Origin of the sequence: Streptomyces sp. NPDC003036 (assembly GCF_040611175.1) — a bacterium.
Taxonomy (GTDB): Bacteria; Actinomycetota; Actinomycetes; order Streptomycetales; family Streptomycetaceae; genus Streptomyces.
This window is the reverse complement of sequence record NZ_JBEXNO010000014.1, coordinates 110225-133337: the sequence shown is the minus strand read 5'-3', so window position 1 is coordinate 133337 and position 23113 is coordinate 110225. Positions and strand designations below refer to the sequence as shown.

At 71.2% G+C, this 23113-nt stretch carries 20 protein-coding genes; 13 read left to right on the top strand and 7 right to left on the bottom strand.

The annotated features are described in order from the left end of the window. Positions 1-3: 3 nt before the first annotated feature. From ABZX67_RS13325 to ABZX67_RS13295, 7 genes are all read left to right on the top strand, one after another. Positions 4-807, top strand: a complete 804-nt coding sequence (locus ABZX67_RS13325) for an FtsQ-type POTRA domain-containing protein (RefSeq protein WP_355358462.1) — start codon at positions 4-6, stop codon at positions 805-807. A gap of 278 nt (positions 808-1085) precedes the next feature. Further along, positions 1086-2306, top strand: a complete 1221-nt coding sequence (ftsZ, locus tag ABZX67_RS13320) for a cell division protein FtsZ (protein ID WP_355358459.1) — start codon at positions 1086-1088, stop codon at positions 2304-2306. Positions 2307-2315: 9 nt separating this feature from the next. Continuing rightward, a complete protein-coding gene (gene pgeF / locus ABZX67_RS13315; RefSeq protein ID WP_355358456.1) occupies positions 2316-3044 on the top strand; it encodes a peptidoglycan editing factor PgeF in 729 nt (242 codons plus the stop codon). A gap of 24 nt (positions 3045-3068) precedes the next feature. Further along, complete coding sequence (locus ABZX67_RS13310) at positions 3069-3788, top strand: YggS family pyridoxal phosphate-dependent enzyme (RefSeq protein WP_355358520.1); 720 nt, start codon at positions 3069-3071, stop codon at positions 3786-3788. A 123-nt stretch (positions 3789-3911) separates the two neighbouring features. After that, positions 3912-4529 carry a cell division protein SepF gene (sepF, locus tag ABZX67_RS13305; RefSeq protein WP_355358453.1) on the top strand — a complete coding sequence of 206 codons (618 nt, stop codon included), beginning with the start codon at positions 3912-3914 and terminating at the stop codon, positions 4527-4529. A gap of 68 nt (positions 4530-4597) precedes the next feature. Next, complete coding sequence (locus ABZX67_RS13300; RefSeq protein ID WP_355358450.1) at positions 4598-4894, top strand: YggT family protein; 297 nt, start codon at positions 4598-4600, stop codon at positions 4892-4894. 59 nt (positions 4895-4953) lie between these two features. After that, on the top strand, positions 4954-6054 hold the full coding sequence (locus ABZX67_RS13295) for a DivIVA domain-containing protein (RefSeq protein WP_355358447.1): 1101 nt from the start codon (positions 4954-4956) through the stop codon (positions 6052-6054). A 173-nt stretch (positions 6055-6227) separates the two neighbouring features. On the opposite strand, the gene ileS is transcribed toward ABZX67_RS13295, so the two are convergent. Then, positions 6228-9359 (bottom strand): isoleucine--tRNA ligase, encoded by a 3132-nt coding sequence (gene ileS / locus ABZX67_RS13290; RefSeq protein ID WP_355358444.1) that lies wholly within the window; start codon positions 9357-9359, stop codon positions 6228-6230. A gap of 588 nt (positions 9360-9947) precedes the next feature. On the opposite strand from ileS, the gene ABZX67_RS13285 reads away from it, so the two are divergent. The 5 genes from ABZX67_RS13285 (at position 9948) to ABZX67_RS13265 (ending at position 15056) form a co-directional block, all read left to right on the top strand. Continuing rightward, a complete protein-coding gene (locus ABZX67_RS13285) occupies positions 9948-11354 on the top strand; it encodes a histone H1-like repetitive region-containing protein (RefSeq protein WP_355358441.1) in 1407 nt (468 codons plus the stop codon). A 59-nt stretch (positions 11355-11413) separates the two neighbouring features. Further along, positions 11414-11974 (top strand): signal peptidase II, encoded by a 561-nt coding sequence (gene lspA / locus ABZX67_RS13280; protein WP_355358438.1) that lies wholly within the window; start codon positions 11414-11416, stop codon positions 11972-11974. Between the two features lie 17 nt (positions 11975-11991). Next, positions 11992-12933: an RluA family pseudouridine synthase gene (locus tag ABZX67_RS13275; protein WP_355358435.1), complete on the top strand. Its 942-nt coding sequence runs from the start codon at positions 11992-11994 to the stop codon at positions 12931-12933. Next, positions 12930-13397 carry a GNAT family N-acetyltransferase gene (locus tag ABZX67_RS13270; protein ID WP_355358432.1) on the top strand — a complete coding sequence of 156 codons (468 nt, stop codon included), beginning with the start codon at positions 12930-12932 and terminating at the stop codon, positions 13395-13397. Before ABZX67_RS13275 ends, ABZX67_RS13270 begins: the two co-directional genes overlap by 4 nt. Before the next feature lie 72 nt (positions 13398-13469). Beyond that, positions 13470-15056: a Na+/H+ antiporter gene (locus ABZX67_RS13265; protein WP_355358429.1), complete on the top strand. Its 1587-nt coding sequence runs from the start codon at positions 13470-13472 to the stop codon at positions 15054-15056. 31 nt (positions 15057-15087) lie between these two features. Here ABZX67_RS13265 and ABZX67_RS13260 read toward each other — a convergent pair whose 3' ends face one another. Next, on the bottom strand, positions 15088-16290 hold the full coding sequence (locus ABZX67_RS13260) for a mechanosensitive ion channel domain-containing protein (RefSeq protein WP_355358426.1): 1203 nt from the start codon (positions 16288-16290) through the stop codon (positions 15088-15090). A 48-nt stretch (positions 16291-16338) separates the two neighbouring features. Between ABZX67_RS13260 and ABZX67_RS13255 the strand changes: the two genes are divergently transcribed. Next, a complete protein-coding gene (locus ABZX67_RS13255) occupies positions 16339-16908 on the top strand; it encodes a dienelactone hydrolase family protein (RefSeq protein WP_355358423.1) in 570 nt (189 codons plus the stop codon). A gap of 104 nt (positions 16909-17012) precedes the next feature. Here ABZX67_RS13255 and ABZX67_RS13250 read toward each other — a convergent pair whose 3' ends face one another. The 5 genes from ABZX67_RS13250 to ABZX67_RS13230 form a co-directional block, all read right to left on the bottom strand. Beyond that, positions 17013-18017 carry a zinc metalloprotease gene (locus tag ABZX67_RS13250; protein WP_355358420.1) on the bottom strand — a complete coding sequence of 335 codons (1005 nt, stop codon included), beginning with the start codon at positions 18015-18017 and terminating at the stop codon, positions 17013-17015. Positions 18018-18314: 297 nt separating this feature from the next. Next, positions 18315-19994, bottom strand: coding sequence for an alkaline phosphatase D family protein (locus ABZX67_RS13245; protein WP_355358417.1), 1680 nt, complete (start codon positions 19992-19994; stop codon positions 18315-18317). 100 nt (positions 19995-20094) lie between these two features. Further along, positions 20095-20910 (bottom strand): DsbA family protein, encoded by an 816-nt coding sequence (locus ABZX67_RS13240; protein WP_355358414.1) that lies wholly within the window; start codon positions 20908-20910, stop codon positions 20095-20097. 64 nt (positions 20911-20974) lie between these two features. After that, complete coding sequence (locus ABZX67_RS13235; protein ID WP_355358411.1) at positions 20975-21667, bottom strand: hypothetical protein; 693 nt, start codon at positions 21665-21667, stop codon at positions 20975-20977. Positions 21668-21723: 56 nt separating this feature from the next. Next, entirely contained in the window at positions 21724-23049 is a 1326-nt protein-coding gene (locus tag ABZX67_RS13230; RefSeq protein ID WP_355358517.1) for a DUF2252 domain-containing protein, read from the bottom strand. Positions 23050-23113 lie beyond the last annotated feature (64 nt).

Genomic DNA, 23113 nt, shown 5'->3' with positions numbered 1-23113 from the left:
AGCATGGCCGGACCGACGACGACAGCCCAGCGCGGAGCCCGGGGGCCCCGGGGCGCCTCGTCGGCCCGGTCCCCCCGTCCGGGGCCGGGGAGCGGCCGTACGCGGCTGCCCTCGCCCCGCACCCTCCTGGTGATCATCACCGCCCTCGCGCTCGTCGCGGGCGGCGTGTGGGTGCTGTACGGCTCCAAGTGGCTGCGGGTCCGCGACGTCACGGTGTCCGGTACGCGGGTGCTGACGCCGGACCAGGTCCGTACGGCCGCGGCCGTACCGCTCGGGTCCGCCCTCGCCTCGGTCGACACGGAGGCGATCGAGCAGCGGCTGCGCGGGAAGCTGCCCCGGATCCACTCGGTGGACGTCTCCCGGTCGTGGCCGGACGGGATCGCCCTGGAGGTGACCGAACGCACGCCCGTGCTCCTGCTGGAGTCGGGCGTGAAGTTCGTCGAGGTGGACGCCGAGGGCGTGCGCTTCGCCACCGTGGAGCGGGCTCCGAAGGGCGTGCCCCTGCTCCGGATGACGGTGGATCAGTCGCCGAGCCTGCGCCGCTTCGACGCCGAGCGGCTCACCAGGGAGGCGGTCGGCGTGGCCGGGGACCTTCCGGAGCGGGTCGCGCGGCAGGTCCGGATCGTCGGCGTCCGCTCGTACGACTCCATCACCCTGGAGCTGACGGGGGGCCGGACGGTGGTGTGGGGGAGCGGCGAGGACGGCGAGGCGAAAGCGCGTGCGCTGCTCGCACTGATGAAGGCGGCGCCCAAAGCGGGGCACTTCGACGTCAGCGCCCCGACAGCCCCTGCGGCAGCGCGGAGTTGACGCACATATGCGCTGGCCAGCACCCTGGTTGGTCAGCGCTATGGGTGATCACATAGGGTGAAAAGAAAAACGGGAGGTTCGGCGTGTTCGTTGAACGTGCGCCACTTGTCGACTTAGTGTCCTGTTCGGAAGAGTCCAGCGAACAGAGACACTGGTAACCCTAAACTTCAACGTTAGGGTTTGGGTCGGCGTTTCGGACCGTCCCATCGGCATCCGTCGCCGCGTCGCGAGACCACCGCGAAGTGGCGACACGTAACTCGAGGCGAGAGGCCTTCGACGTGGCAGCACCGCAGAACTACCTCGCAGTCATCAAGGTCATCGGTGTCGGCGGCGGTGGTGTCAATGCCATCAACCGAATGATCGAGGTCGGTCTCAAAGGCGTCGAGTTCATCGCCATCAACACGGACGCGCAAGCACTGTTGATGAGCGACGCCGACGTCAAGCTCGACGTCGGCCGCGAACTCACCCGCGGCCTCGGGGCCGGAGCCAACCCTGACGTCGGCCGCAAGGCGGCAGAGGACCACCGCGAGGAGATCGAGGAGGTCCTCAAGGGGGCCGACATGGTCTTCGTCACCGCCGGCGAAGGCGGCGGCACCGGCACGGGCGGCGCGCCCGTCGTCGCCAACATCGCGCGCTCGCTGGGCGCCCTGACGATCGGTGTGGTCACCCGGCCGTTCACCTTCGAGGGCCGGCGCCGCGCCAACCAGGCGGAGGACGGCATCGCCGCGCTCCGCGAAGAGGTCGACACCCTCATCGTCATCCCGAACGACCGGCTGCTGTCCATCTCGGACCGCCAGGTCAGCGTGCTGGACGCGTTCAAGTCCGCCGACCAGGTGCTGCTCTCCGGTGTTCAGGGCATCACCGACCTCATCACCACCCCGGGCCTCATCAACCTCGACTTCGCCGACGTCAAGTCGGTCATGTCCGAGGCGGGTTCGGCGCTCATGGGCATCGGTTCGGCGCGCGGCGACGACCGCGCGGTGGCCGCCGCCGAGATGGCGATCTCCTCGCCGCTGCTGGAGGCGTCCATCGACGGCGCCCGCGGTGTGCTGCTCTCCATCTCCGGCGGGTCCGACCTGGGCCTCTTCGAGATCAACGAAGCGGCCCAGCTGGTCAGCGAGGCCGCCCACCCCGAGGCCAACATCATCTTCGGCGCGGTCATCGACGACGCCCTGGGCGACGAGGTGCGCGTCACCGTCATCGCCGCGGGCTTCGACGGGGGCCAGCCCCCGGCGCGGCGCGACAACATCCTCGGTGCCTCGTCCACCGCCAAGCGCGAGGAGCCGGCCCCGCCGCCGCGCGCGAACGAGTCCGCCCGGTCCATCGGCGGGCTCGGCAGCGTGCCGATGCGCGAGGAGCCGTCGGCCCCGCCGGTGGACCCGGCGCCCGTCGCGAGCGAGCCGCCGCTGTCGCCGACCGGCCCGACGTCCGTGCCGCCGGCCCGCCCGTACCCGGACACCTCGGCCGAAGAGCTGGACGTCCCGGACTTCCTGAAGTGACCCGGTGACGTGATAGGACAGCACGACATCGTGAACGGCGCGCATTTCGCCTTCACCGACAGGTGGGGCGGGGTGAGCGCCGTTCCGTACGAGGAGCTCAACCTCGGTGGCGCGGTGGGCGACGACCCCGCGGCCGTCCGGAGCAACCGGCGGCTCGCCGCCGAGGCGCTCGGGCTCGACCCCGAGCGGGTCGTCTGGATGAACCAGGTGCACGGCCGTGACATCGCCGTGGTCGACGGGCCGTGGACCGGCGGGGACGTCCCGGCGGTCGACGGCGTGGTCACGGCGCGGCGCGGGCTCGCGCTCGCCGTGCTCACCGCGGACTGCACCCCGGTCCTGCTCGCCGACCCGGTCGCGGGTGTGGTGGGCGCGGCCCACGCCGGACGGCCCGGGCTGGTCGCGGGGGTCGTGCCGGCCGCCGTGGAGGCCATGACCGCGCTCGGCGCCGAGCCGTCCCGTATCACCGCCCGTACCGGACCGGCCGTCTGCGGACGGTGCTACGAGGTTCCGGCGGACATGCGCGACGAGGTCGCAGCCGTCGTGCCCGAGGCGCACTCGGAGACGAGTTGGGGCACTCCGGCCGTCGACGTGAGCGCCGGGGTGCACGCGCAGCTCGACGCGCTGGGGGTGCGCGACCGGCGCGCGTCGGACGTCTGCACCCTCGAATCGCGCGACCACTACTCGTACCGCCGCGACCGCACCACCGGGCGGCTCGCCGGATATGTCTGGCTGGACTGATACCTGATGACGGACATGACGGACCTGACGGACCGAAAGACGCAGCTCGCCGAGAACCTGGTACGGGTGGAGGAACGTATCTCCGCCGCCTGCGCGGCTGCCGGCCGCGAGCGGGACGACGTGACCCTCATCGTCGTCACCAAGACCTACCCGGCGAGTGACGTGCGACTGCTGCACGAGCTCGGCGTACGGCACGTCGCGGAGAACCGCGACCAGGACGCCGCGCCGAAGGCCGCCGCCTGCGCGGATCTCGATCTGACCTGGCACTTCGTCGGTCAGCTCCAGACCAACAAAGTCCGTTCCGTGGCGAGTTATGCCCATGTGGTGCAGTCCGTGGACCGGCTGAAGCTCGTCGGCGCACTCTCGGGTGCGGCGGAGCGCGCCGGGCGCGAATTGGGGTGCCTCGTGCAGGTCGCGCTCGACGCCGAGGCGGGCGAGCGGGGGGCCCGGGGCGGCGTGGCGCCGGACGGCATCGAGGAGTTGGCCGAGGCGGTGGCGGCGGCGCCGGGGCTGCGGCTCGACGGGCTCATGACGGTGGCGCCGCTGGCCGGCCCGTACGCCGGGCGCGAACGCGCCGCATTCGATCGGCTGATGGAATTCTCATCCCGCCTGCGCGCCGCCCATCCGACTGCGAACATGGTGTCAGCAGGGATGAGTGCGGACCTCGAGCACGCCGTGGCGGCCGGAGCGACACATGTGCGCATCGGGACGGCGGTACTCGGAGACCGACCCCGGCTCGGGTAACGTCGCGAAGAAGTCGGACCACAGCAGAAAATATGGTCATTTCCGCCGAACAGCGGACAGGCCCAGTGGATCGCGGGCACGAGCTGACGTTGCCGATCCACCACAGAGCGGAGGACTCAGAGCATGGCCGGCGCGATGCGCAAGATGGCGGTCTACCTCGGCCTCGTGGAGGACGATGGGTACGACGGCCGGGGTTTCGACCCCGATGACGACTTCGAACCCGAGCTGGAGCCGGAGCCCGAGCGGGACCGGCGGCGCCACTCGCAGCCCCCGCTCCAGGTGGAGCGGGAAGAACCGGTACGCGTCGTTCCGCAAGCACCTGTGCAGAGGGAACCGGTTCCGCTTCCGGCAGAAAGCGGACGACCCGCCCGAATCGCCCCCGTGGCATCCATCACACCTGAACGTCCGAGCCTGGAGAAGAACGCACCGGTGATCATGCCCAAGGTCGTGTCCGAGCGGGAGCCGTACCGCATCACCACGCTGCACCCGCGGACCTACAACGAGGCCCGTACCATCGGGGAACACTTCCGCGAGGGCACGCCTGTGATCATGAACCTCACCGAGATGGATGACACGGATGCGAAGCGACTTGTCGACTTTGCCGCCGGTCTCGTCTTCGGTCTGCATGGCAGCATTGAGCGAGTGACGCAGAAGGTGTTCCTGTTGTCGCCTGCTAACGTCGATGTCACGGCGGAGGACAAGGCCCGCATCGCAGAGGGCGGATTCTTCAACCAGAGCTGAGAGCACGACACCGGGAACGGCCGGCCGGAAGGGTCGGTGGACATGGCCAGGGGAGAGGGAAGCGCGGGATGAGCGTCGCACTGCAGGTGATCTACATCGCTCTGATGTGCTTCCTTGTCCTGCTGTTCTTCCGACTGGTCATGTCGTACGTCTTCCAGTTCGCCCGTTCATGGCAACCCGGCAAGGCGATGGTGGTCGTTCTGGAGGCCACCTACACTGTCACCGATCCACCACTGAAGCTTCTGCAGCGGTTCATCCCACCGCTGCGTCTCGGGGGCGTGGCACTCGACCTGTCCTTCTTCGTTCTGATGATCATCGTCTACATCCTGCTCAACATCGTGGGTAGCTTCGCGATGAGGGTCTGAGGGTGTAGAGCGATAACGGTCCTGCCGACTGCCGACGACTACGTAGAGGTGAAGAAGAGATGCCGCTGACCCCCGAGGACGTGCGGAACAAGCAGTTCACGACCGTCCGCCTCCGAGAAGGCTATGACGAGGACGAGGTCGATGCCTTCCTCGACGAGGTCGAGGCCGAGCTGACCCGCCTGCTCCGCGAGAACGAGGACCTGCGCGCCAAGCTGGCCGCCGCCACGCGCGCGGCCGCGCAGAACCAGCAGCAGCAGGGCATGCGCAAGCCTCCGGAGCAGCAGGACCAGCGGCCCGTGGGTCCCGGCGCCCCCGTGCCCGCCGGGATATCGGGTCCGCCGGTCCAGCAGCAGCCCCCGCAGATGGGTCCGCCCCAGCTGCCCGGTGGTGCTCCTCAGCTGCCGGCCGGTCCCAGCCACGGTGGCCCGCAGGGCGGCCCGATGGGCGGTCCGATGCAGGGCGGCCCCATGGGCGGTCCGATGGGCGGCAACATGGGCGGCACCATGGGTGGCCCCATGGGCGGCCACGGCCCGCAGATGCAGCAGCCGGGCCAGGGCCCGGGCGGCGACAGCGCGGCCCGCGTGCTCTCCCTCGCCCAGCAGACCGCCGACCAGGCGATTGCGGAGGCCCGTTCCGAGGCCAACAAGATCGTCGGCGAGGCGCGCTCGCGCGCCGAGGGCCTGGAGCGCGACGCCCGCGCCAAGGCCGACGCGCTGGAGCGGGACGCGCAGGAGAAGCACCGCGTCGCGATGGGCTCGCTGGAGTCGGCCCGCGCCACGCTGGAGCGCAAGGTCGAGGACCTGCGCGGCTTCGAGCGCGAGTACCGCACCCGCCTGAAGTCGTACCTGGAGAGCCAGCTGCGTCAGCTGGAGACCCAGGCCGACGACTCGCTGGCCCCGCCGCGGACCCCGTCCGCCGCACCGTCGCTGCCGCCGTCCCCGTCGATGGCGTCCGCGGGTGCGAGCGCCCCGTCGTACGGCGGCAACCAGACGATGGGCGGCAACCCCGGCATGGGCGCTGGCCCGTCGTACGGCGGCCAGCAGCAGATGTCGCCGGCGATGACCCAGCCGATGGCGCCGGTGCGGCCGCAGGCGCCGCAGCCGATGCAGCAGGCGCCGTCGCCGATGCGCGGCTTCCTCATCGACGAGGACGACAACTGACGGGGGCGGTCGCGCGAATGAGCGCGTAGCCGTCGGCCGGCAGGCTGTAGGGCCGGGGCCCGGGACACATGTCCTGGGCCCCGGCCCTTTGGCATGGCACGCGTCGCGTGTCGGTGTACGGAAGAGGGGCCCGGCCACGTGGTGTGGCAAGGCCCCTCTGGTGTGCCCGCGGGTTACGCCTTGCGGAGGCGGAACGTCAGGGACAGGGACTCGTCCGTGAACGGGGCGCCGAAGGTGTCGTCGGCCTCTCCGGCGGCGTAGTCCGTGCACAGGACCTCGTCGGCGATCAGGGCCGCGTGGTCGTTCAGCGCCTCGGTGACCTCCGCGTCCGTGGACCGCCAGCGCAGGGCGATCCGGTCGGCGACGTCCAGGCCGCTGTTCTTGCGGGCCTCCTGGATCAGGCGGATCGCGTCACGGGCCAGGCCCGCACGGCGCAGCTCCGGCGTGATCTCCAGGTCCAGGGCGACCGTCGCGCCCGCGTCGGAGGCGACGGACCAGCCCTCACGCGGCGTCTCCGTGATGATCACCTCATCGGGCGTGAGGGTGATCGTCTCGCCGTTGACCTCCAGTGACGCCTCACCACCGCGCAGGGCCAGGGAGAGCGCCGCCGCGTCCGTCGCCGCGATCGCCTTGGCCACGTCCTGGACGCCCTTGCCGAAGCGCTTGCCCAGGGCGCGGAAGTTCGCCTTGGCGGTCGTGTCGACGAGGGAGCCGCCCACCTCGGAGAGGGAGGCGAGGGAGGAGACGTTCAGCTCCTCGGTGATCTGCACGTGGAGCTCCGGTGAGAGGGCCTCGAAGCCCGCCGCCGCCACCAGCGCCCGGGAGAGCGGCTGGCGGGTCTTCACGCCCGACTCCGCGCGGGTGGCGCGGCCCAGCTCCACCAGGCGGCGCACCAGCGTCATTTGGGACGACAGGGTCGGGTCGACGGCGGACAGGTCCGGCTCCGGCCAGGTGGCCAGGTGGACCGACTCCGGCGCGTCCGGCGTCACCGGCACCACCAGGTCCTGCCAGACCCGCTCGGTGATGAACGGGGTCAGCGGGGCCATCAGTCGCGTGACGGTCTCCACGACGTCGTGGAGCGTGCGCAGCGCCGCCTTGTCGCCCTGCCAGAAGCGGCGCCGCGAGCGGCGCACGTACCAGTTCGACAGGTCGTCGACGAAGGAGGACAGCAGCTTGCCGGCGCGCTGCGTGTCGTACGCCTCCAGCGCCTGCGTGACCTGGTCGACCAGCGCGTGCAGCTCGGACAGCAGCCAGCGGTCCAGCAGCGGCCGGTCCGCCGGGGCCGGGTCGGCGGCCGACGGCGCCCAGCCGGACGTACGGGCGTACAGCGCCTGGAAGGCGACCGTGTTCCAGTACGTCAGCAGCGTCTTGCGGACGACCTCCTGGATCGTGCCGTGGCCCACGCGCCGCGCGGCCCACGGGGAGCCGCCGGCCGCCATGAACCAGCGCACCGCGTCGGCGCCGTGCTGGTCCATGAGCGGGATCGGCTGGAGGATGTTGCCCAGGTGCTTGGACATCTTCCGGCCGTCCTCGGCGAGGATGTGGCCGAGGCAGACGACGTTCTCGTACGACGACTTGTCGAAGACCAGCGTGCCGACCGCCATCAGCGTGTAGAACCAGCCGCGGGTCTGGTCGATGGCCTCCGAGATGAACTGCGCCGGGTAGCGCTTCTCGAAGAGGTCCTTGTTCTTGTACGGGTAGCCGTACTGCGCGAACGGCATCGAGCCCGAGTCGTACCAGGCGTCGATGACCTCGGGGACGCGCGTGGCGGTGGCCCGGCAGGTCGGGCAGGGGAAGGTGACGTCGTCGATGTACGGCCGGTGCGGGTCCAGGGACGACTGGTCCGTGCCCGTCAGCTCGGTCAGCTCGGCGAGGGAGCCGACACACGTGAGGTGGTCGTCCTCGCAGCGCCAGATGGGCAGCGGGGTGCCCCAGTAGCGGTTGCGGGACAGGGCCCAGTCGATGTTGTTGTTCAGCCAGTCGCCGAAGCGGCCGTGCTTGACGGAGTCCGGGAACCAGTTGGTGTTCTCGTTCTCCTCCAGGAGCCGGTCCTTGACCGCGGTCGTACGGATGTACCAGGACGGCTGCGCGTAATAGAGCAGCGCCGTGTGGCAGCGCCAGCAGTGCGGGTAGCTGTGCTCGTACGCGATGTGCTTGAAGAGCAGGCCACGGGCCTGGAGGTCGGCCGTCAGGGCCTCGTCGGCCTTCTTGAAGAACTGGCCTCCGACGAGGTCGAGCTCCTCCTCGAAGGTGCCGTCGGGGCGGACGGGGTTCACCACGGGCAGGCCGTACGCGCGGCAGACCTTGAGGTCGTCCTCACCGAACGCGGGCGCCTGGTGGACCAGACCCGTACCGTCCTCGGTGGTGACGTAGTCGGCGTTGACGACGAAGTGGGCCTCGGCCGGGAACTCGATCAGCTCGAACGGGCGCCGGTAGCTCCAGCGCTCCATCTCGGCGCCGGTGAAGGTCTGCCCGGTGGCCTCCCAGCCCTCGCCGAGCGCCTTCTCGAGGAGCGGCTGTGCCACGACCAGCTTCTCCTCGCCGTTCGTGGCGACGACGTACGTGACCTCGGGGTGGGCGGCGACGGCGGTGTTGGACACCAGCGTCCACGGGGTCGTCGTCCACACCAGGAGGGCCGCCTCGCCCGCGAGGGGGCCGGAGGTCAGCGGGAAGCGGACGAAGACGGACGGGTCGACGACCGTCTCGTACCCCTGCGCCAGCTCGTGGTCGGACAGGCCGGTGCCGCAGCGGGGGCACCAGGGGGCGACGCGGTGGTCCTGGACCAGCAGGCCCTTGTTGAAGATCTCCTTCAGGGACCACCAGACGGACTGGACGTACTCCGGGTCCATGGTCCGGTACGCGTCGTCCAGGTCGACCCAGTAGCCCATCCGGGTCGTCAGCTCGGCGAACGCGTCCGTGTGGCGGGTCACCGACTCGCGGCACTTGGCGTTGAACTCGGCGATGCCGTACGCCTCGATGTCCTTCTTGCCGGAGAAGCCGAGCTCCTTCTCGACGGCGAGCTCGACCGGCAGGCCGTGGCAGTCCCAGCCGGCCTTGCGGGCGACGTGGTAGCCGCGCATGGTGCGGAAGCGGGGGAAGACGTCCTTGAAGACGCGGGCCTCGATGTGGTGGGCGCCGGGCATGCCGTTGGCGGTGGGCGGGCCCTCGTAGAAGACCCACTCCGGGCGGCCCTCGGACTGCTCGAGGCTCTTGGCGAAGACCTTGTGCTCGCGCCAGAAATCGAGCACGGCGTGCTCGAGGGCGGGCAGGTCGACCTGGGCGGGTACCTGGCGGTACTGCGACATCGGATCCTCCGGCGGACTGTTGCTCGTTCCGTCGGAGGGACGAGAGCGCGTGCGTGCTCCCGCGGTACCACCCTCCTTGGCCCCGGGCGCCCGGCTGGGCGTCCTGAGCCCCCTCATTCGGGTCGCGATGCCGGTTCTACTGGCCCGCGGTCTCCCGAGGGCGTTCTTCCGGCGGCTCCGGGGTGATGCTTCACATCGGGCTCGCCCCCGGGCTCTCACCGTCCCCGGGTCGCTCATGGCTGCGTGCGACGCTACTCGTCCCCATCCACGCCTTTCGCTCCGCCCAGTGTAAGGGCCCGCCGGGGGAGGGGCCGACCGGTTTTCGGCGGGCCTTTCGGCGGGTCCATGGGCGGGCCCTTCGGCGGCCCCGGACTGACCCGAATGCCACGTGCGCGTACACGGCTCGGTGCCGTGGACCGGTGGCCTGATTACGCCGCGGCGAGCTGGGCACAACGGATGCAGGTTGTCGTGCCGCGGGCACGGGGCGATCGGAAACCGGCGGCGTGCCCCGTTGCCGCGGGGCTGGAGTCGATTTATCGTCCCAGCACGATTCGCGAGCAAGATCACAATATGTGAAGGGGCCGCGAGATGGTGGCGAAGAAGACCGCCGCGAAGAAGACGGCCGCCAGGAAGACGACCGCGACGACGCCGGCGCGTGCCGCGGGCGAGTCCGGCAAGCCCGGGCGCGAGGCGAAGAAGGCCCTGGGCCCGGCCGCGGAGCCGGGGCCGCCCGCGAGGTCCGTGAAGACGGCGAAGACGGCGAAGTCGGCGAGTACGGCGAAGTCCGCGAAGTCTGCGAAGAAGGCGCCTGCCAAGGAGGCACCCGCGAGGAAGGCGCCTGCCAAGGAGGCGGCGCCCAAGAAGGCGGTGGCGAAGAAGGCGCCTGTCAGGAAGATCACCCACGGCGACGCGCTCGCCGAGGCCGTCGGGGCGAAGCCCGCCAAGAAGGCGGTGGCGAAGAAGTCGGCAGCCAAGGACCCGGCCGTCGAAGAGGCGCCTGCCCAGGAGGCGACCGCCAAGAAGACGGCCGCGAAGAAGACGGCCGCCAAGAAGGCGCCGGCCGGGACGGCGGGCGGGAAGAAGCGGGCGGCCAAGGCGACCGCCGAGCAGGAACCGGCCAACAAGGCACCCGCCAAGAAGGCGTCTGCCAAGGAGGCACCCGCCAAGAAGGCGTCTGCCAAGGAGGCACCCGCCAAGAAGGCACCCGCCCAGCGCGCGCCTGCCAAGAAGGCCGCCGCCAAGAAGGCCGCCGTCGAGAAGGGGGCCGCCAGGAAGGCGCCCGCGACCGACGCCGCGACCAGGGCCGCTGCCGTGGAGACGGAAGCCGCCACCGCAGGCGCTGTCGCGGACGTCGGGGCGGACACGGCTTCCGTGGGTAGGAAGGGTGCCAAGGGCGAGGCGCCGGCCGGGACGGCGGGTGGGAAGAAGCGGGCGGCCAAGGCGGCCGCCGGGAAGGCCGCACCCGCGGCCGAGGGGGCGGCGCAGGCCGCGGAGAAGACGGGAGCCAGGACGGTGGCAGCGAAGAAGATCGCGGACGTGACCACGGCGAAGGCCGCGAAGCCGGTGCCGCCGGCTCGGGGTGTCGCCGAGGCGGCGCCCGAGGAGTTGGCCGTACGGCCCGGTGAGGAGCCCTGGAGCCCCGAGGAGGTCGCGGAGGCGCGGGCCGAGCTGGAAGGCGAGGTGGCGCGGCTCCAGGCCGAGATCGCGGCCTCCGAGGAGGCGCTGTCCGGGCTGATGCGGGACTCCGGGGACGGCGCCGGGCACGACGAAGCCGACACCGGCACCAAGAACATCACGCGCGAGCACGAGATGGCCCTCGCCGCGAACGCGCGCGCCACCCTGGAGCAGACCGAGCACGCCCTCCAGCGTCTCGACGCGGGCACGTACGGCCTGTGCGAGGTGTGCGGCAAGCCCATCGGCAAGGCGCGCATGCAGGCCTTCCCGCGGGCCACCCTGTGCGTGGAGGACAAGCAGAAGCAGGAACGGCGAGGCTGAGCCCTCAGGCGTGTGCCGTACCCTCGTGGTCAGTCAGGCACCTAGGTTGAGGGACTCACGTGGCAGAGGCGGAGCGCATCATCGGTACGCCGGATGTTGACGACGAGGCTGCGGCGCCCGCCGAGCAGCCCAAGGGCAGGCGCAGGATCGTCGCGCTGTTCGCCGTGGCCCTGGTGGCCTATGTGCTGGACCTCGCCACGAAGATGCTCGTGGTGGCCAAGCTGGAGCACCACGAGCCGATCGAGGTGATCGGCGAGCTGCTGACGTTCCGGGCGGTACGCAACCCGGGCGCCGCTTTCGGGATGGGCGAGGCCTTCACCGTGATCTTCACGGTCATCGCGGCGACGGTGATCGTGGTGATCATCCGCCTGGCGCGCAAGCTGTACAGCCTGCCGTGGGCCATCGCGCTCGGCCTGCTGCTCGGCGGCGCGCTGGGCAACCTCACCGACCGGATCTTCCGCTCGCCGGGCGTCTTCCGGGGCGCGGTGGTGGACTTCATCGCCCCCGCGCACTTCGCCGTCTTCAATCTCGCGGACTCGGCGATCGTGTGCGGAGGGATCCTGATCGTCATCCTGTCGTTCCGGGGCCTGGACCCCGACGGGACCGTCCACAAGGACTGACAAGGCATACTCGACGGGTGAGCACGATTCCCGAGATCCGTACGCTGCCCGTTCCCGATGGCCTTGAGGGCGAGCGCGTCGACGCCGCCATCGCCCGTATGTTCGGGTTTTCCCGCACCAAGGCGGCCGAGCTGGCCGCTGCCGGGAAGGTGCTCGTCGACGGCGCCGTCGTCGGCAAGTCCGAGCGGGTGAGCGGCGGTGCGTGGCTCGAGGTCGAGATGCCGGCCGCCCCCGCCCCCGTACAGATCGTCGCGGAGCCCGTCGAGGGCATGGAGATCGTCCACGACGACGACGACATCGTCGTCATCGTGAAGCCGGTCGGCGTGGCCGCGCACCCGAGCCCCGGCTGGACCGGCACCACCGTGATCGGCGGCCTCGCGGCGGCCGGGTACCGCATCTCCACGTCCGGCGCGGCCGAGCGCCAGGGCATCGTGCACCGCCTCGACGTCGGCACCTCCGGGCTCATGGTCGTGGCCAAGTCGGAGCGGGCGTACACCCTCCTGAAGGCGCAGTTCCGGGACCGCACGGTCGACAAGCGCTACCACGCGCTCGTTCAGGGCCACCCGGACCCGCTGAGCGGCACCATCGACGCGCCCATCGGGCGCCACCCGAACCACGACTACAAGTGGGCCGTCACCGCCGAGGGCAAGCCCTCCGTGACGCACTACGACCTGATCGAGGCGTACCGCGCGGCGTCCCTCCTGGACATCAAGCTGGAGACGGGCCGCACCCACCAGATCCGCGTCCACATGTCGGCCCACCGCCACCCCTGCGTCGGCGACCTGACGTACGGCGCCGACCCGACGCTCGCCAAGCGCCTGAACCTGACCCGGCAGTGGCTGCACGCCGTCCGGCTCGGCTTCGAGCACCCGGCGGACGGCCGCTGGGTCGAGTTCGAGAGCACCTACCCGGCGGACCTCCAGCACGCCCTCGACACGATCGCCGCGGAGAGCGCGTGAGCCCCTTCCTCGTCAGGGAGGCCGTGACCGACGAGGACCGCGAGGCGGGCTTCGCCGTGCGCCGCGAGGTCTTCGTCGTCGAGCAGGGCGTCCCGGAGGAGATCGAGTACGACGCGTACGACGCGACCGCCGTGCACGTGCTGGCCGTCCGCCGCGCCGACGGAGCCGCCCTGGGAACCGGGCGGCTGCTGTACGGGCCGGACGCGGCCGGCAAGACGGGCGGCGCCGAGGGCGTCGGCTCGCTGGGCCGGCTGGCGGTGGCGAAGAGGGCGCGCGGCCTCGGCGTGGGCGTGGCGCTGGTGCGGGCCATCGAGGAGGCGGCACGCGCGCGCGGCCTGGCCGCCGTGGACCTGCACGCCCAGACGCACGCCCTCCGCTTCTACGAGCGGCTCGGTTACGCGGCGTACGGCGCCGAGTTCCACGACGCGGGCATACCGCACCTGGCGATGCGTCGGACGCTCTGACCGACGGCGCTCGTGGCAGGCTGGCAGGGTTGATGATCGTCTGATCCGGCCCGACCCGGTGGAGGGCGCACCGTGGACCAGTTGGCTCTGCTGCTCGTGCTGCTGCTCGGGGCGGTGGTGACCGTCCCCCTCGGGGAGCGGCTGCGGCTGCCCGCGCCGGTGCTGATGACGCTCGCGGGGATGGTCCTCGCCCTCCTCCCCTTCGTACCGAACGTCGACATCCCGCCCGACTACATCCTCCCCCTCGTGCTGCCGCCCCTGCTGTACGCGGCCGTCCAGCGCACCTCCTGGAGCCAGTTCGCCGCCAACAAGCGGCCCATTTTCCTGCTCGCCGTGGCGCTGGTCTTCGTGACCACGGCGGCCGTGGCGGCCGTCGCCAGCGCCGTCGTACCGGGGCTGCCGCTCGCCGCGGCCGTGGTGCTCGGCGCGCTCGTGGCGCCCCCGGACCCGGTCGCCGCGACCGCCGTCGCCGGCTCCCTGGGCCTGCCGCGCCGGCTGGTGTCGATCCTGGAGGGCGAGGGGCTGTTCAACGACGTCACCGCGATCGTGCTGTACCACGTGGCGATCGGGGCGGCGGTCGGCGGCACGTTCTCCTGGCCGCGCGCCGCGGGACAGCTGGTGCTCTCCGCGGTGGTCGCCGTCGCCGTCGGGCTCGCGCTGGGGTGGCTGTCGAACCGGCTGATGGGCATGCTCGGCGAGCCGACCCTGCAGACCGGCCTCACGCTGCTGGTGCCGTTCGTGAGCTACGTCCTCGCCGAGGAGCTGCTCGGCTCCGGCGTACTCGCCGTCCTGGTCACCGCCCTCTACCTGGCCGAGAACGCCGTGGACCCGGACGACGTGATGGGCCGCCTGGCCGGGCGGACCTTCTGGGAGATCGTCGACGTCCTCGTCACGGGCATCGCCTTCGGACTGATCGGGCTGGAACTGCACAACGTCTTCGGTACGGCCGAGGACCGGCTGGGGGAGATGCTCGGCTGGGGCGGCGCGATCGCCGCCTGCGTCGTCGGCGTACGGCTGCTGTGGCTGCTGCCCGCCACCTGGCTGGCCAAGAGGCTGCACACGGGCCGGGACTACGACGAGGAGATCCCCATGACGTGGCGGGAGACCGTCGTCATGTGGTGGTCCGGCATGCGGGGCGTGGCCTCTGTCGCCCTCGCCCTCGCCGTCCCGCTGCGCGACGACACGGGGGCGTCCTTCGCCTGGCGCGACGAGATCATCTTCATCGCCTTCTGTGTGATCATCGCCACCCTCGTCTTCCAGGGGCTCACCCTGCCGTGGCTGGTCAGGAAGCTCGGTGTGCGGGCCGACACGGACGCCGAGCGGGCGCTGGAGCGCGAGCTGGCCATCCGGGCCGCCAAGGCCGCCAAACGGCGCCTGAAGGAGATCCAGGAGGTCGAGGAGCTCCCGGAGGAGCTCCAGGAGCGGTTGCAGCGGATGGCCTTCGACGTGGGCGCGCGGATCAGTCCGGACCTGGTGGACGAGGAGCGGCGGTCGGCGGCGGCGCGGCGGGCCGAGCGTTTCCGGCGGATGCAGCGCATCCAGCACGAGATGCTGTCGGCCGCCCGCCACGAGGTGCTGGCCGCGCGCAGCGAGCCGGGCGCGGATCCGGAGGTCGTGGACCGGGTGCTGCGGCAGCTGGACGTCCACAGCCTGCGCTGAGCCCCTGGAGCCCTTGAGGGTCCCTCCGGGGTCAGCCCCGGCCCGTGCGCGGCTCGGGTGGCTGCGGCTCACGCGGTGGCTGCCGCTTCTGCTGCTTCCGCTCTTCGTTCCGTACGACGTACGCGTCCACGTTGTTGCTGAGCACGTCCGCCGCCCGGGGCGGCTTGTCGTCCCGCCACTGGCCGTCGGGGGAGGGCGCGGGGGCGGCGGTCGCCGTGGTGACGCGCGGCAGGGCGTACGGGTGCTCCTTGACCAGCCAGGCGATCATTTGCTCGCGCACGGCGCAGCGCACCGTCCAGACGTCGTCCGCGTCCTTCGCCGTGACCACGGCGCGCACCTGCATCGTGGTGGGCGTGGTGTCCGTCACGGCCAGCGACCAGTCGCGGCCGTCCCAGGCGGGGCTGTCACGCAGGATGGCCTTGAGCTTGTCGCGCATCAGGCCGACGGGGGCGGAGTGGTCGAGCTGGAAGAAGACCGTGCCGGTCATCTGGGCGCCGCCGCGCGACCAGTTCTCGAAGGGCTTGCTGGTGAAGTACGAGACGGGCATCGTGATCCGGCGCTCGTCCCAGGTGCGTACGGCCAGGAACGTCAGCGTGACCTCCTCCACCACGCCCCACTCACCGTCCACCACCACGGTGTCGCCTATCCGCACCATGTCGCCGAAGGCGATCTGGAACCCGGCGAAGAGGTTGCCGAGGGTGGACTGGGCGGCGACACCGGCGACGATGCCGATGATGCCGGCGGAGGCCAGCATCGACGTACCGATGGTCCGGAAGTCCGGGAAGGTCAGCAGCATCGCCGCGACCGCCACCACCCCGACCACCGCCGTGACGATCCGCATGATGAGCGTCACCTGGGTACGGACCCGGCGGACCCGGGCGGTGTCGCGCGTGGACGAGGCGTAACGGGCGTAACTCGACTCCACTATGGCGGCGGCGATACGCACCACCAGCCAGGCCCCCGCGCCGATCAGCACGAGCGAGAGCACCTGGCCCATGACCTCCTGGTGGCGGACGACGACCTGCCACTTGGTCTGCCGGTACGTGCCGCGCAGGAGCGCGGTCAGCAGGACGACCTGGACGGGTATCCGGCAGCGGCGCAGCAGGTCCCACAGCGGGGTCTCGGGGTGCTTGGCGTCGATGCGGCGCAACAGCAGGTCGACGAGCCAGCCGACGACCAGCGTGAGCACCACCGAGCCACCGACGACGGCCAACGGGCGCAGCGCGTTCTCCATGGATCCGGGACTCCGACCCTTTCCGGTGCTTGCTGGCAGGATGGCCGGATGGACATCATGCTCTTCCACTCGGCCTACGGTCCGCGCCCGGCCGTGCACGCCGCAGCCGACCGGCTGCGTGCCGCCGGGCACCACGTGCACGTGCCCGACCTGTACGAGGGCCAAACCGTCGGCACCGTCGAGGAGGGCATGGCGATCAAGGACCGGATCGGCCAGGAGACCCTGCTCAAGCGGGCGATCCTGGCCGCGGCGGCCTACTCGGAGCGGGGTCTGGTGTACGCCGGGTTCTCCCTGGGCGCGTCCATCGCGCAGACGCTGGCCCTCGGGGACGAGAAGGCGCGCGGGCTGCTGCTGTTGCAGGGCACGTCCGACCTCGCGGAGGCCGCGTCGGTGGACGCCCTGCCCGTACAGCTGCACATCGCCGACCCCGATCCCTTCGAGCCGGACGACTGGCTGAACGCCTGGTACCTGCGGATGCGGCGGGCCGGCGCGGACGTGGAGGTCTACCGCTACCCGGGGGCGGGGCACCTGTACATGGACCCGGATCTGCCGGACTACGACGAGGACGCCGCCGAGCGGACCTGGCAGATCGCTCTCGGCTTCCTGGAGAGCCTGTAGGGGCCCTTTCCCGGCCCTCTTCCCGCGTGTGCTGCCACGCACGTGGGGCACGGCGCCGCGGAAGTCGCGGCACCGCGCCCCACGTGGCGGGCCGGTGAGCCCGGTCAGACGGCTCGGTACGCCGTCCAGTGGTCCTTCATGCGCTGCACCTGGCCCGCGGTGAACTGGTACATGCAGGCGTCGTACGTGTAGTCCATGAAGTTGTGAATCGGGTCAACACCCGTCTTGCTGGCGCAGCTGTCCCGCCCGGTGGGGCACTCGTACGCCGGGCTCTTCTCGGCCGGGGTGTCGGAGACGTAGTCGCCGTTGCCGTTACAGCCGCCCTGGAAGGTGTGGTACAGCCCCATCCAGTGGCCCACCTCGTGGGTACCGGTGTCGCCCTCGTCGTAGTTGGTGGCCGCGCCGCCCGGCAGCGAGGCGTCGAGCACCACGACGCCGTCCATGGTCGGGTTGGACTTGTACGAGGACGGGAACGTGGCCCAGCCCAGCAGCCCGCCGCCGAGGTTGGCGGTGTAGAAGTTGAGCGCGTTCGCCCCGCCCTTGCGGAGCGCCGACTTCATGGCCTTCTCCTCGGCGGAGCCGGAGCTCAGGTTGTACCAGGCGGCGTTGTCCGTGTAGTCCGTGCCGGCCAGCGTGAACTGGAAGCCGGAGTCGGTGTTGCCGGTGCCCTGGCCGCCGAAGGCGGAGTTGAGGACGGCCATCTGCTGGTTGATGGCGGTCGTGCTGAGCTTGCCGGTCTCGCCGTTGTGGATGACGTGGAAGTACACCGGGATGGTGGTGGCGGTGGCGGTGAGGCCCGCGGCGCCGCTCGCCCGCACGGACTCGAGTCTCTTCTTCAGGTCCGCGTCCATGGCCTTGGCCTTGGCGTCGGTGACCTCGTTGGGCTCGTGGGCGTGGGAGGCGCCCGGCAGCTCGCGGGCGGTGGTGCTCACACCCGTGCCGTCCTCGCACTCCTCGGCGGCGGCCGACACCCGGTCCGTGGCGGGTGCCTTGGCGGCGACGGCGCCCGTCGGGGTGGAGAGCGGGAAGAGGGCCAGGGTTCCGGCCATCACCGCCGTACCGAGGGCACGACGGTGCAGACGCGGAGATATTCGGGCAAGAGCACGCATGGTGACTCCTCGCGGGGGGTTGTGGAGAGGGCTTTCCTCGCCACCGCGGGGAGATTACGGGTCCATGTCAGATCTTGATGAGCATCGAACAAGCCCAATCAATCGTTGAGTAAATGAAGACATCGGGGAGAAAAGCTTCGGTCCGTTCCGGGTGTTGAGACACGCACGTAACGAACGCGCCACCGAGAGCGGGTGGTGTGTCCGGATTCGATCTCCCGGAACACGCCACCCGCGACGGCTGTGTGATCTCCTGTTAACACGCGGCAGGTTGGCCGAAAATCGACCATCGGGGACCGCTCAGCGTACGGGGGTGTACACCCGCTCGACCTTCTGCGTTCCGCTCCGCGTCAGGTACGACCGCGTCCACGCCGCCGAAGCGTCCGGTTTCGTACGGTCCGAGAGCACGTAGTAGTCCATCTGCGCGCGTTCGGCGGTCACGTCCAGCACGCCGAAACCGTGGTGGTCCATGTCCACCCACTTCACATGGCGGTTGGCCGCCCGGATCGCCCCGGCGGCCACCACCGACACCGTCCCCGGCGCGACCCGCAGGATGTCGTCCAGGTTGTCCGACGTCACCGAGGTCACCACGAACTCCGTCGCAGCGGACCGCGACAGCGGGTACGTCGCCGCCGTCACCGGCACGTCGTTGGCCCACGCCATGTGGATGTCGCCGGTGAGGAAGACGGTGTTGCGGATCGACCGGTCCGTCAGGTGCGCGAGCAGCTCCTTGCGGTCGTCCGTGTACCCGTCCCACTGGTCCACGTTGATCGCGAGGCCGCCCTTCGGCAGGCCCAGCAATTCCGCGATCGGCTCCAGCAGATGCGCCGGGAGGGACCCGAAGGCGACCGGCGAGACCATGACGGAGGTGCCGACCAGCCGCCAGGCGGTGTCGGAGGCCGCCAGGCCCGACTTCAGCCAGTCCAGCTGGGCGCGGCCCGCGATCGTACGGTCCGGGTCGTCGACCTGCCCGCTGCCGTGCGAAGCCTGCTGCGAGCGGAACGAGCGCAGGTCGAGCAGGTGCAGATCGGCCAGCTTGCCGAACCGCAGCCGGCGGTAGACGGTGCCCTCCGTGGAGGCGCGGACGGGCATCCACTCGAAGTAGGCCTGCTTCGCGGCCGCCACGCGCGCCGCCCAGGCGCCCTCCGTCTCCGGCGTGTGGTTCTGGGCGCCGCCCGACCAGGTGTCGTTGGCGAACTCGTGGTCGTCCCATATCGCGATCAGCGGGTGCGCGGCGTGCAGCGCCTGGAGGTGGGCGTCGGTCTTGTACGTGGCGTGCCGCAGCCGGTAGTCCGCCAGCGTGACGATCTCGTGCCGGGGCTCGTGGGGCCGTACGACGTCCTCCAGGGCGGGGTAGCCGCCGGAGGCGTACTCGTAGATGTAGTCGCCGAGGTGGAGCACCGCGTCCAGGTCCGCGCGGTCCGCGAGATGGCGGTACGCGGCGAAGTGGCCCGACTCCCAGTTGGCGCAGGAGACCACGCCGAACCGGATGCCGGGTGCGGCGGCGTCGGCGGCCGGGGCGGTACGGGTGCGGCCGACGGGCGAGACCGCGGCACCGGTGGTGAAGCGGAAGTAATAGGCGGTCGCCTGGCGCAGGCCCCTTACGTCGACCTTCACGGTGTGGTCGGTGGCGGCGGTGGCCGTGACCGTGCCCCGGGCGACGACGCCCGCGAAGGCCCGGTCCTCGGCCACCTCCCATCTCACCTCCGTGTCGGGGCCTTTGCCGGAGCCCGGGAGGGCGTCCGGGGACGGCGTGACGCGCGTCCACAGCAGGACGCCGTCCGGCAGGGGGTCGCCGGAGGCCACACCGTGGTGGAAGACGGGGAACGCGGCGTCCGCGGCGGCGGACGTGGCCGGCGCCAGCACGGGGGCGGCGACGGCGGTGGCGGCGGCGGCCTTGACGACCGTGCGGCGGCTGGGAGCGGGAACGGATGCGGGGGCGAACGCGGGCGCGGACGCGGATGAGTGTCGACTGGTCACGGCCGATCAGATTACTGATCGGTAGAGCCAACGGGCGGGTGAACTCCTCGGAGTTCACCCGCCCGTTGGCCGAAAGACGTGCGGAGAAGGGCCTGGTGGATCAGCCCTTGAGGGCCTTGTCGATGGCGGTGGTGAACTCGGGCGCCGTCATCGGTGCCCCCTCGCCGTCCGCGTCCGTGACGGTGTTGCCGTCCATCTTCAGCGTCGGCGTGCCCCTGACCCCGCTCTTGTCGAAGGCCGCGGACATCTTCATCGCCCACGCGTCGAAGGTGCCGCTCTCCACGTCCTTCTTGAAGGCGGCGTTGTCCTTCAGCGCCGGCACCGTCTCCGCGATCTCCAGGAGGTAGGAGTCCTTGGCGAACTTGTCCTGCGACTCCTCCGGGTGGAACTTCACCGAGTAGAGCGCCGCCTTGTAGTCCAGGAAGGCCTCGGGGCTGACGTTCAGGGCGGCGCCGAGCGCCGACAGGGCGTTCTTGGAGCCCTCGCCCTGGTCGGAGTTGTCGATGAAGGTCGCGCCCACGTACCGGATCTTGTACTTGCCGGCCGCGACGTCCTTGTCGATCGTCTCGCCGACCTGCTGCTCGAAGACGGCACAGACCGGGCAGCGGGAGTCCTCGTACAGCTCCAGCGTCTTCTTGGCGGTGGCCTTGCCGATGACGACGGTGGTGCCGTCGTCGCCCGTGGTGTTCTTCGGCGCCGTGACGCTCTTGGCGTCCTTCACCGCCTCCCAGTGGGAGGGCTTGTTCGCCTGCACGACGGCGTAACCGATGCCGCCGGCCACCGCCAGGACGGCGACGGCCGAGACGGCGACGGTGACCTGCCGGCGGACCTTCTCCTTCTTCGCCTGACGCTCGCGCTCCAGGCGCAGCCGCTCGCGGGCCGCCGCCTTGTTGGCCTGGCTGTTGCGTGCACTCATGGTCGTACTTCTCCGTGTGGTGGGGTGGGTTCTCGGGGTGGACTGTTCCGCTCGGCGGTTCCGCTCAGGCGGCGAGGGCCGAGCGGAGCGGCGGTCCACGCCGTCCCACGCAGTGCACGAGAAGCCGGTGACGGGCCGGGAGCGGCGGGTGAGCCGGCCGCGGACCCCGCCGTACGCCCGGCCCGGGCGTGCCCGCCGCGGCGACCGCGACCAGCAGCGGCCGGAACGCGAACGCGGCCACCGCCCGCACCAGCCCGGCCAGCGCGCTCTCGCCGCGCCGCAGCCAGGCCGCGGCCACCAGGCCGACCGAGACGTGCGCGGCGAGCAGCAGCCACGGCAGCGCCGGGTCGGGGGAGTGCAGCAGGGCGGCCGCGCCGCCGGCCGGGGCGGCCACACCGGGCAGCGGGCTCCCCACGCCGCCGCCCCCGCACAGCACGTCGACGCCCACCGAGCGCAGGGCGCCCGCCACCGGCCCGCCGGACGGCCCGTAACAGGCGTGCTGACCGGAGGTGAAGACGGTGTCGGCGGCGAGCTCCAGCGGGACCAGCAGCCCCGCGATGCGCCAGAAGCCGCGCTCCGCCTCGCCCGCGAGCGCGTACGCGACGGCGAGGACCCCGGCGGCGACGACGGCGACCGTCGTCAAGGGCAGCGGGACCCCGGACAGCAGCACGTGGGAAGCCACGGACAGCGTCACGACCAGTGCCGTGAAGAGCGCCGCCCGCAGCCACCTGAGCCGGGTCCCGGATATGTCTTCCATCGCCGCACGAGTGTGCCACGCCGCCCGGTAAGCGGTCCCTAAAGGACCGGGAATCCCTAAAGCCCCGGGATGCGGCCGTTGCGGAACAGGTCGACGAAGATCTGGTGGTCGGCCCGCGCCCGGGCGCCGTAGTGGTGGGCGAAGTCCACCAGCAGCTCGCCGAAGCCCTCCTCGTCCGCCGCGATCGCCGCGTCGATCGCCCGCTCCGTGGAGAACGGCACCAGGGAGTGCCCGCTCTCGTCGTCCGCCGCCGCGTGCATGGTCGCCGTCGCCCGCCCCAGGTCCGCGACCGTCGCCGCGATCTCCTCCGGGTCGTCGATGTCCGACCAGTCCAGGTCCACGGCGTACGGCGAGACCTCCGCCACCAGCTGTCCGGCCCCGTCCAGCTCGGTCCAGCCCAGCCACGGGTCGGCGTGCGCCTGGAGCGCCCGCTGCGAGATGACCGTGCGGTGCCCCTCGTGGTGGAAGTACGCCCGCACAGCCGGGTCGGTCACATGGCGCGAGACGGCCGGGGTCTGGGCCTGCTTCATGTAGATCACGACATCGTTCTCCAGGGCGTCGCTGTTGCCCTCCAGAAGGATGTTGTACGAGGGGAGCCCGGCCGAACCTATGCCGATGCCGCGCCGCCCCACCACGTCCTTCACGCGGTACGAGTCCGGCCGGGCCAGGCTCGACTCGGGCAGCGTTTCCAGGTACCCGTCGAACGCCGCCAGCACCTTGTACCGGGTCGCCGCGTCCAGCTCGATCGACCCGGCGCCGGAGGAGAAGCGCCGCTCGAAGTCGCGGATCTCGGTCATCGACTCCAGCAGCCCGAACCGGGTCAGCGAGCGCGCGTCGCGCAGGGCGTCCAGCAGTGGGCCCTCGGCCGTGTCCAGCGTGAAGGGCGGCACGTCCTCGTGCCGGGCTCCGGCCGCCAGGGCGTGGATGCGCTCGCGGTAGGCGGCGGCGTAGATCCGCACCAGTTCGGTGATCTGCCGGTCGCTGAGCGCCTTGGTGTAGCCGATCAGCGCCAGGGAGGCGGACAGCCGCTTCAGGTCCCAGGTGAAGGGGCCGACGTACGCCTCGTCGAAGTCGTTGACGTTGAAGATCAGCCGGCCGTTGGCGTCCATGTACGTGCCGAAGTTCTCGGCGTGCAGATCGCCGTGGATCCACACCCGGCCCGTGCGCTCGTCCAGGTACGGGCCGCCCTGCTGCTCCTGCTCCAGGTCGGCGTAGAAGAGGCAGGCCGTGCCCCGGTAGAAGGCGAAGGCCGAGGCGGCCATCTTCCGGAACTTGACCCGGAAGGCCGCCGGGTCGGCGGCCAGGAGCTCGCCGAAGGCGGTGCCGAAGACGGAGAGGATCTGCTCACCGCGCTCCTCGGCGGTGGGCTGGGGGACCGACATCGCGGGGTGCCTCCTGGTGCGGACGTACGGGCGGGGCGCGCGGGCGCGCCCCTTGGCTTCGTAC

Excerpts from the sequence above, each read along its gene's own strand:
- ABZX67_RS13260 (WP_355358426.1), bottom strand. The coding sequence starts at position 16,290 with ATGGAGAACGCGCTGCGCCCGTTGGCCGTCGTCGGTGGCTCGGTGGTG.
- ABZX67_RS13285 (WP_355358441.1), top strand. The coding sequence starts at position 9,948 with ATGGTGGCGAAGAAGACCGCCGCGAAGAAGACGGCCGCCAGGAAGACG.
- ABZX67_RS13240 (WP_355358414.1), bottom strand. The coding sequence starts at position 20,910 with ATGAGTGCACGCAACAGCCAGGCCAACAAGGCGGCGGCCCGCGAGCGG.
- ABZX67_RS13295 (WP_355358447.1), top strand. The coding sequence starts at position 4,954 with ATGCCGCTGACCCCCGAGGACGTGCGGAACAAGCAGTTCACGACCGTC.
- sepF (WP_355358453.1), top strand. The coding sequence starts at position 3,912 with ATGGCCGGCGCGATGCGCAAGATGGCGGTCTACCTCGGCCTCGTGGAG.
- ABZX67_RS13230 (WP_355358517.1), bottom strand. The coding sequence starts at position 23,049 with ATGTCGGTCCCCCAGCCCACCGCCGAGGAGCGCGGTGAGCAGATCCTC.
- ABZX67_RS13325 (WP_355358462.1), top strand. The coding sequence starts at position 4 with ATGGCCGGACCGACGACGACAGCCCAGCGCGGAGCCCGGGGGCCCCGG.
- ileS (WP_355358444.1), bottom strand. The coding sequence starts at position 9,359 with ATGTCGCAGTACCGCCAGGTACCCGCCCAGGTCGACCTGCCCGCCCTC.
- ABZX67_RS13250 (WP_355358420.1), bottom strand. The coding sequence starts at position 18,017 with ATGCGTGCTCTTGCCCGAATATCTCCGCGTCTGCACCGTCGTGCCCTC.
- ABZX67_RS13300 (WP_355358450.1), top strand. The coding sequence starts at position 4,598 with ATGAGCGTCGCACTGCAGGTGATCTACATCGCTCTGATGTGCTTCCTT.
- ABZX67_RS13235 (WP_355358411.1), bottom strand. The coding sequence starts at position 21,667 with ATGGAAGACATATCCGGGACCCGGCTCAGGTGGCTGCGGGCGGCGCTC.
- ABZX67_RS13255 (WP_355358423.1), top strand. The coding sequence starts at position 16,339 with ATGGACATCATGCTCTTCCACTCGGCCTACGGTCCGCGCCCGGCCGTG.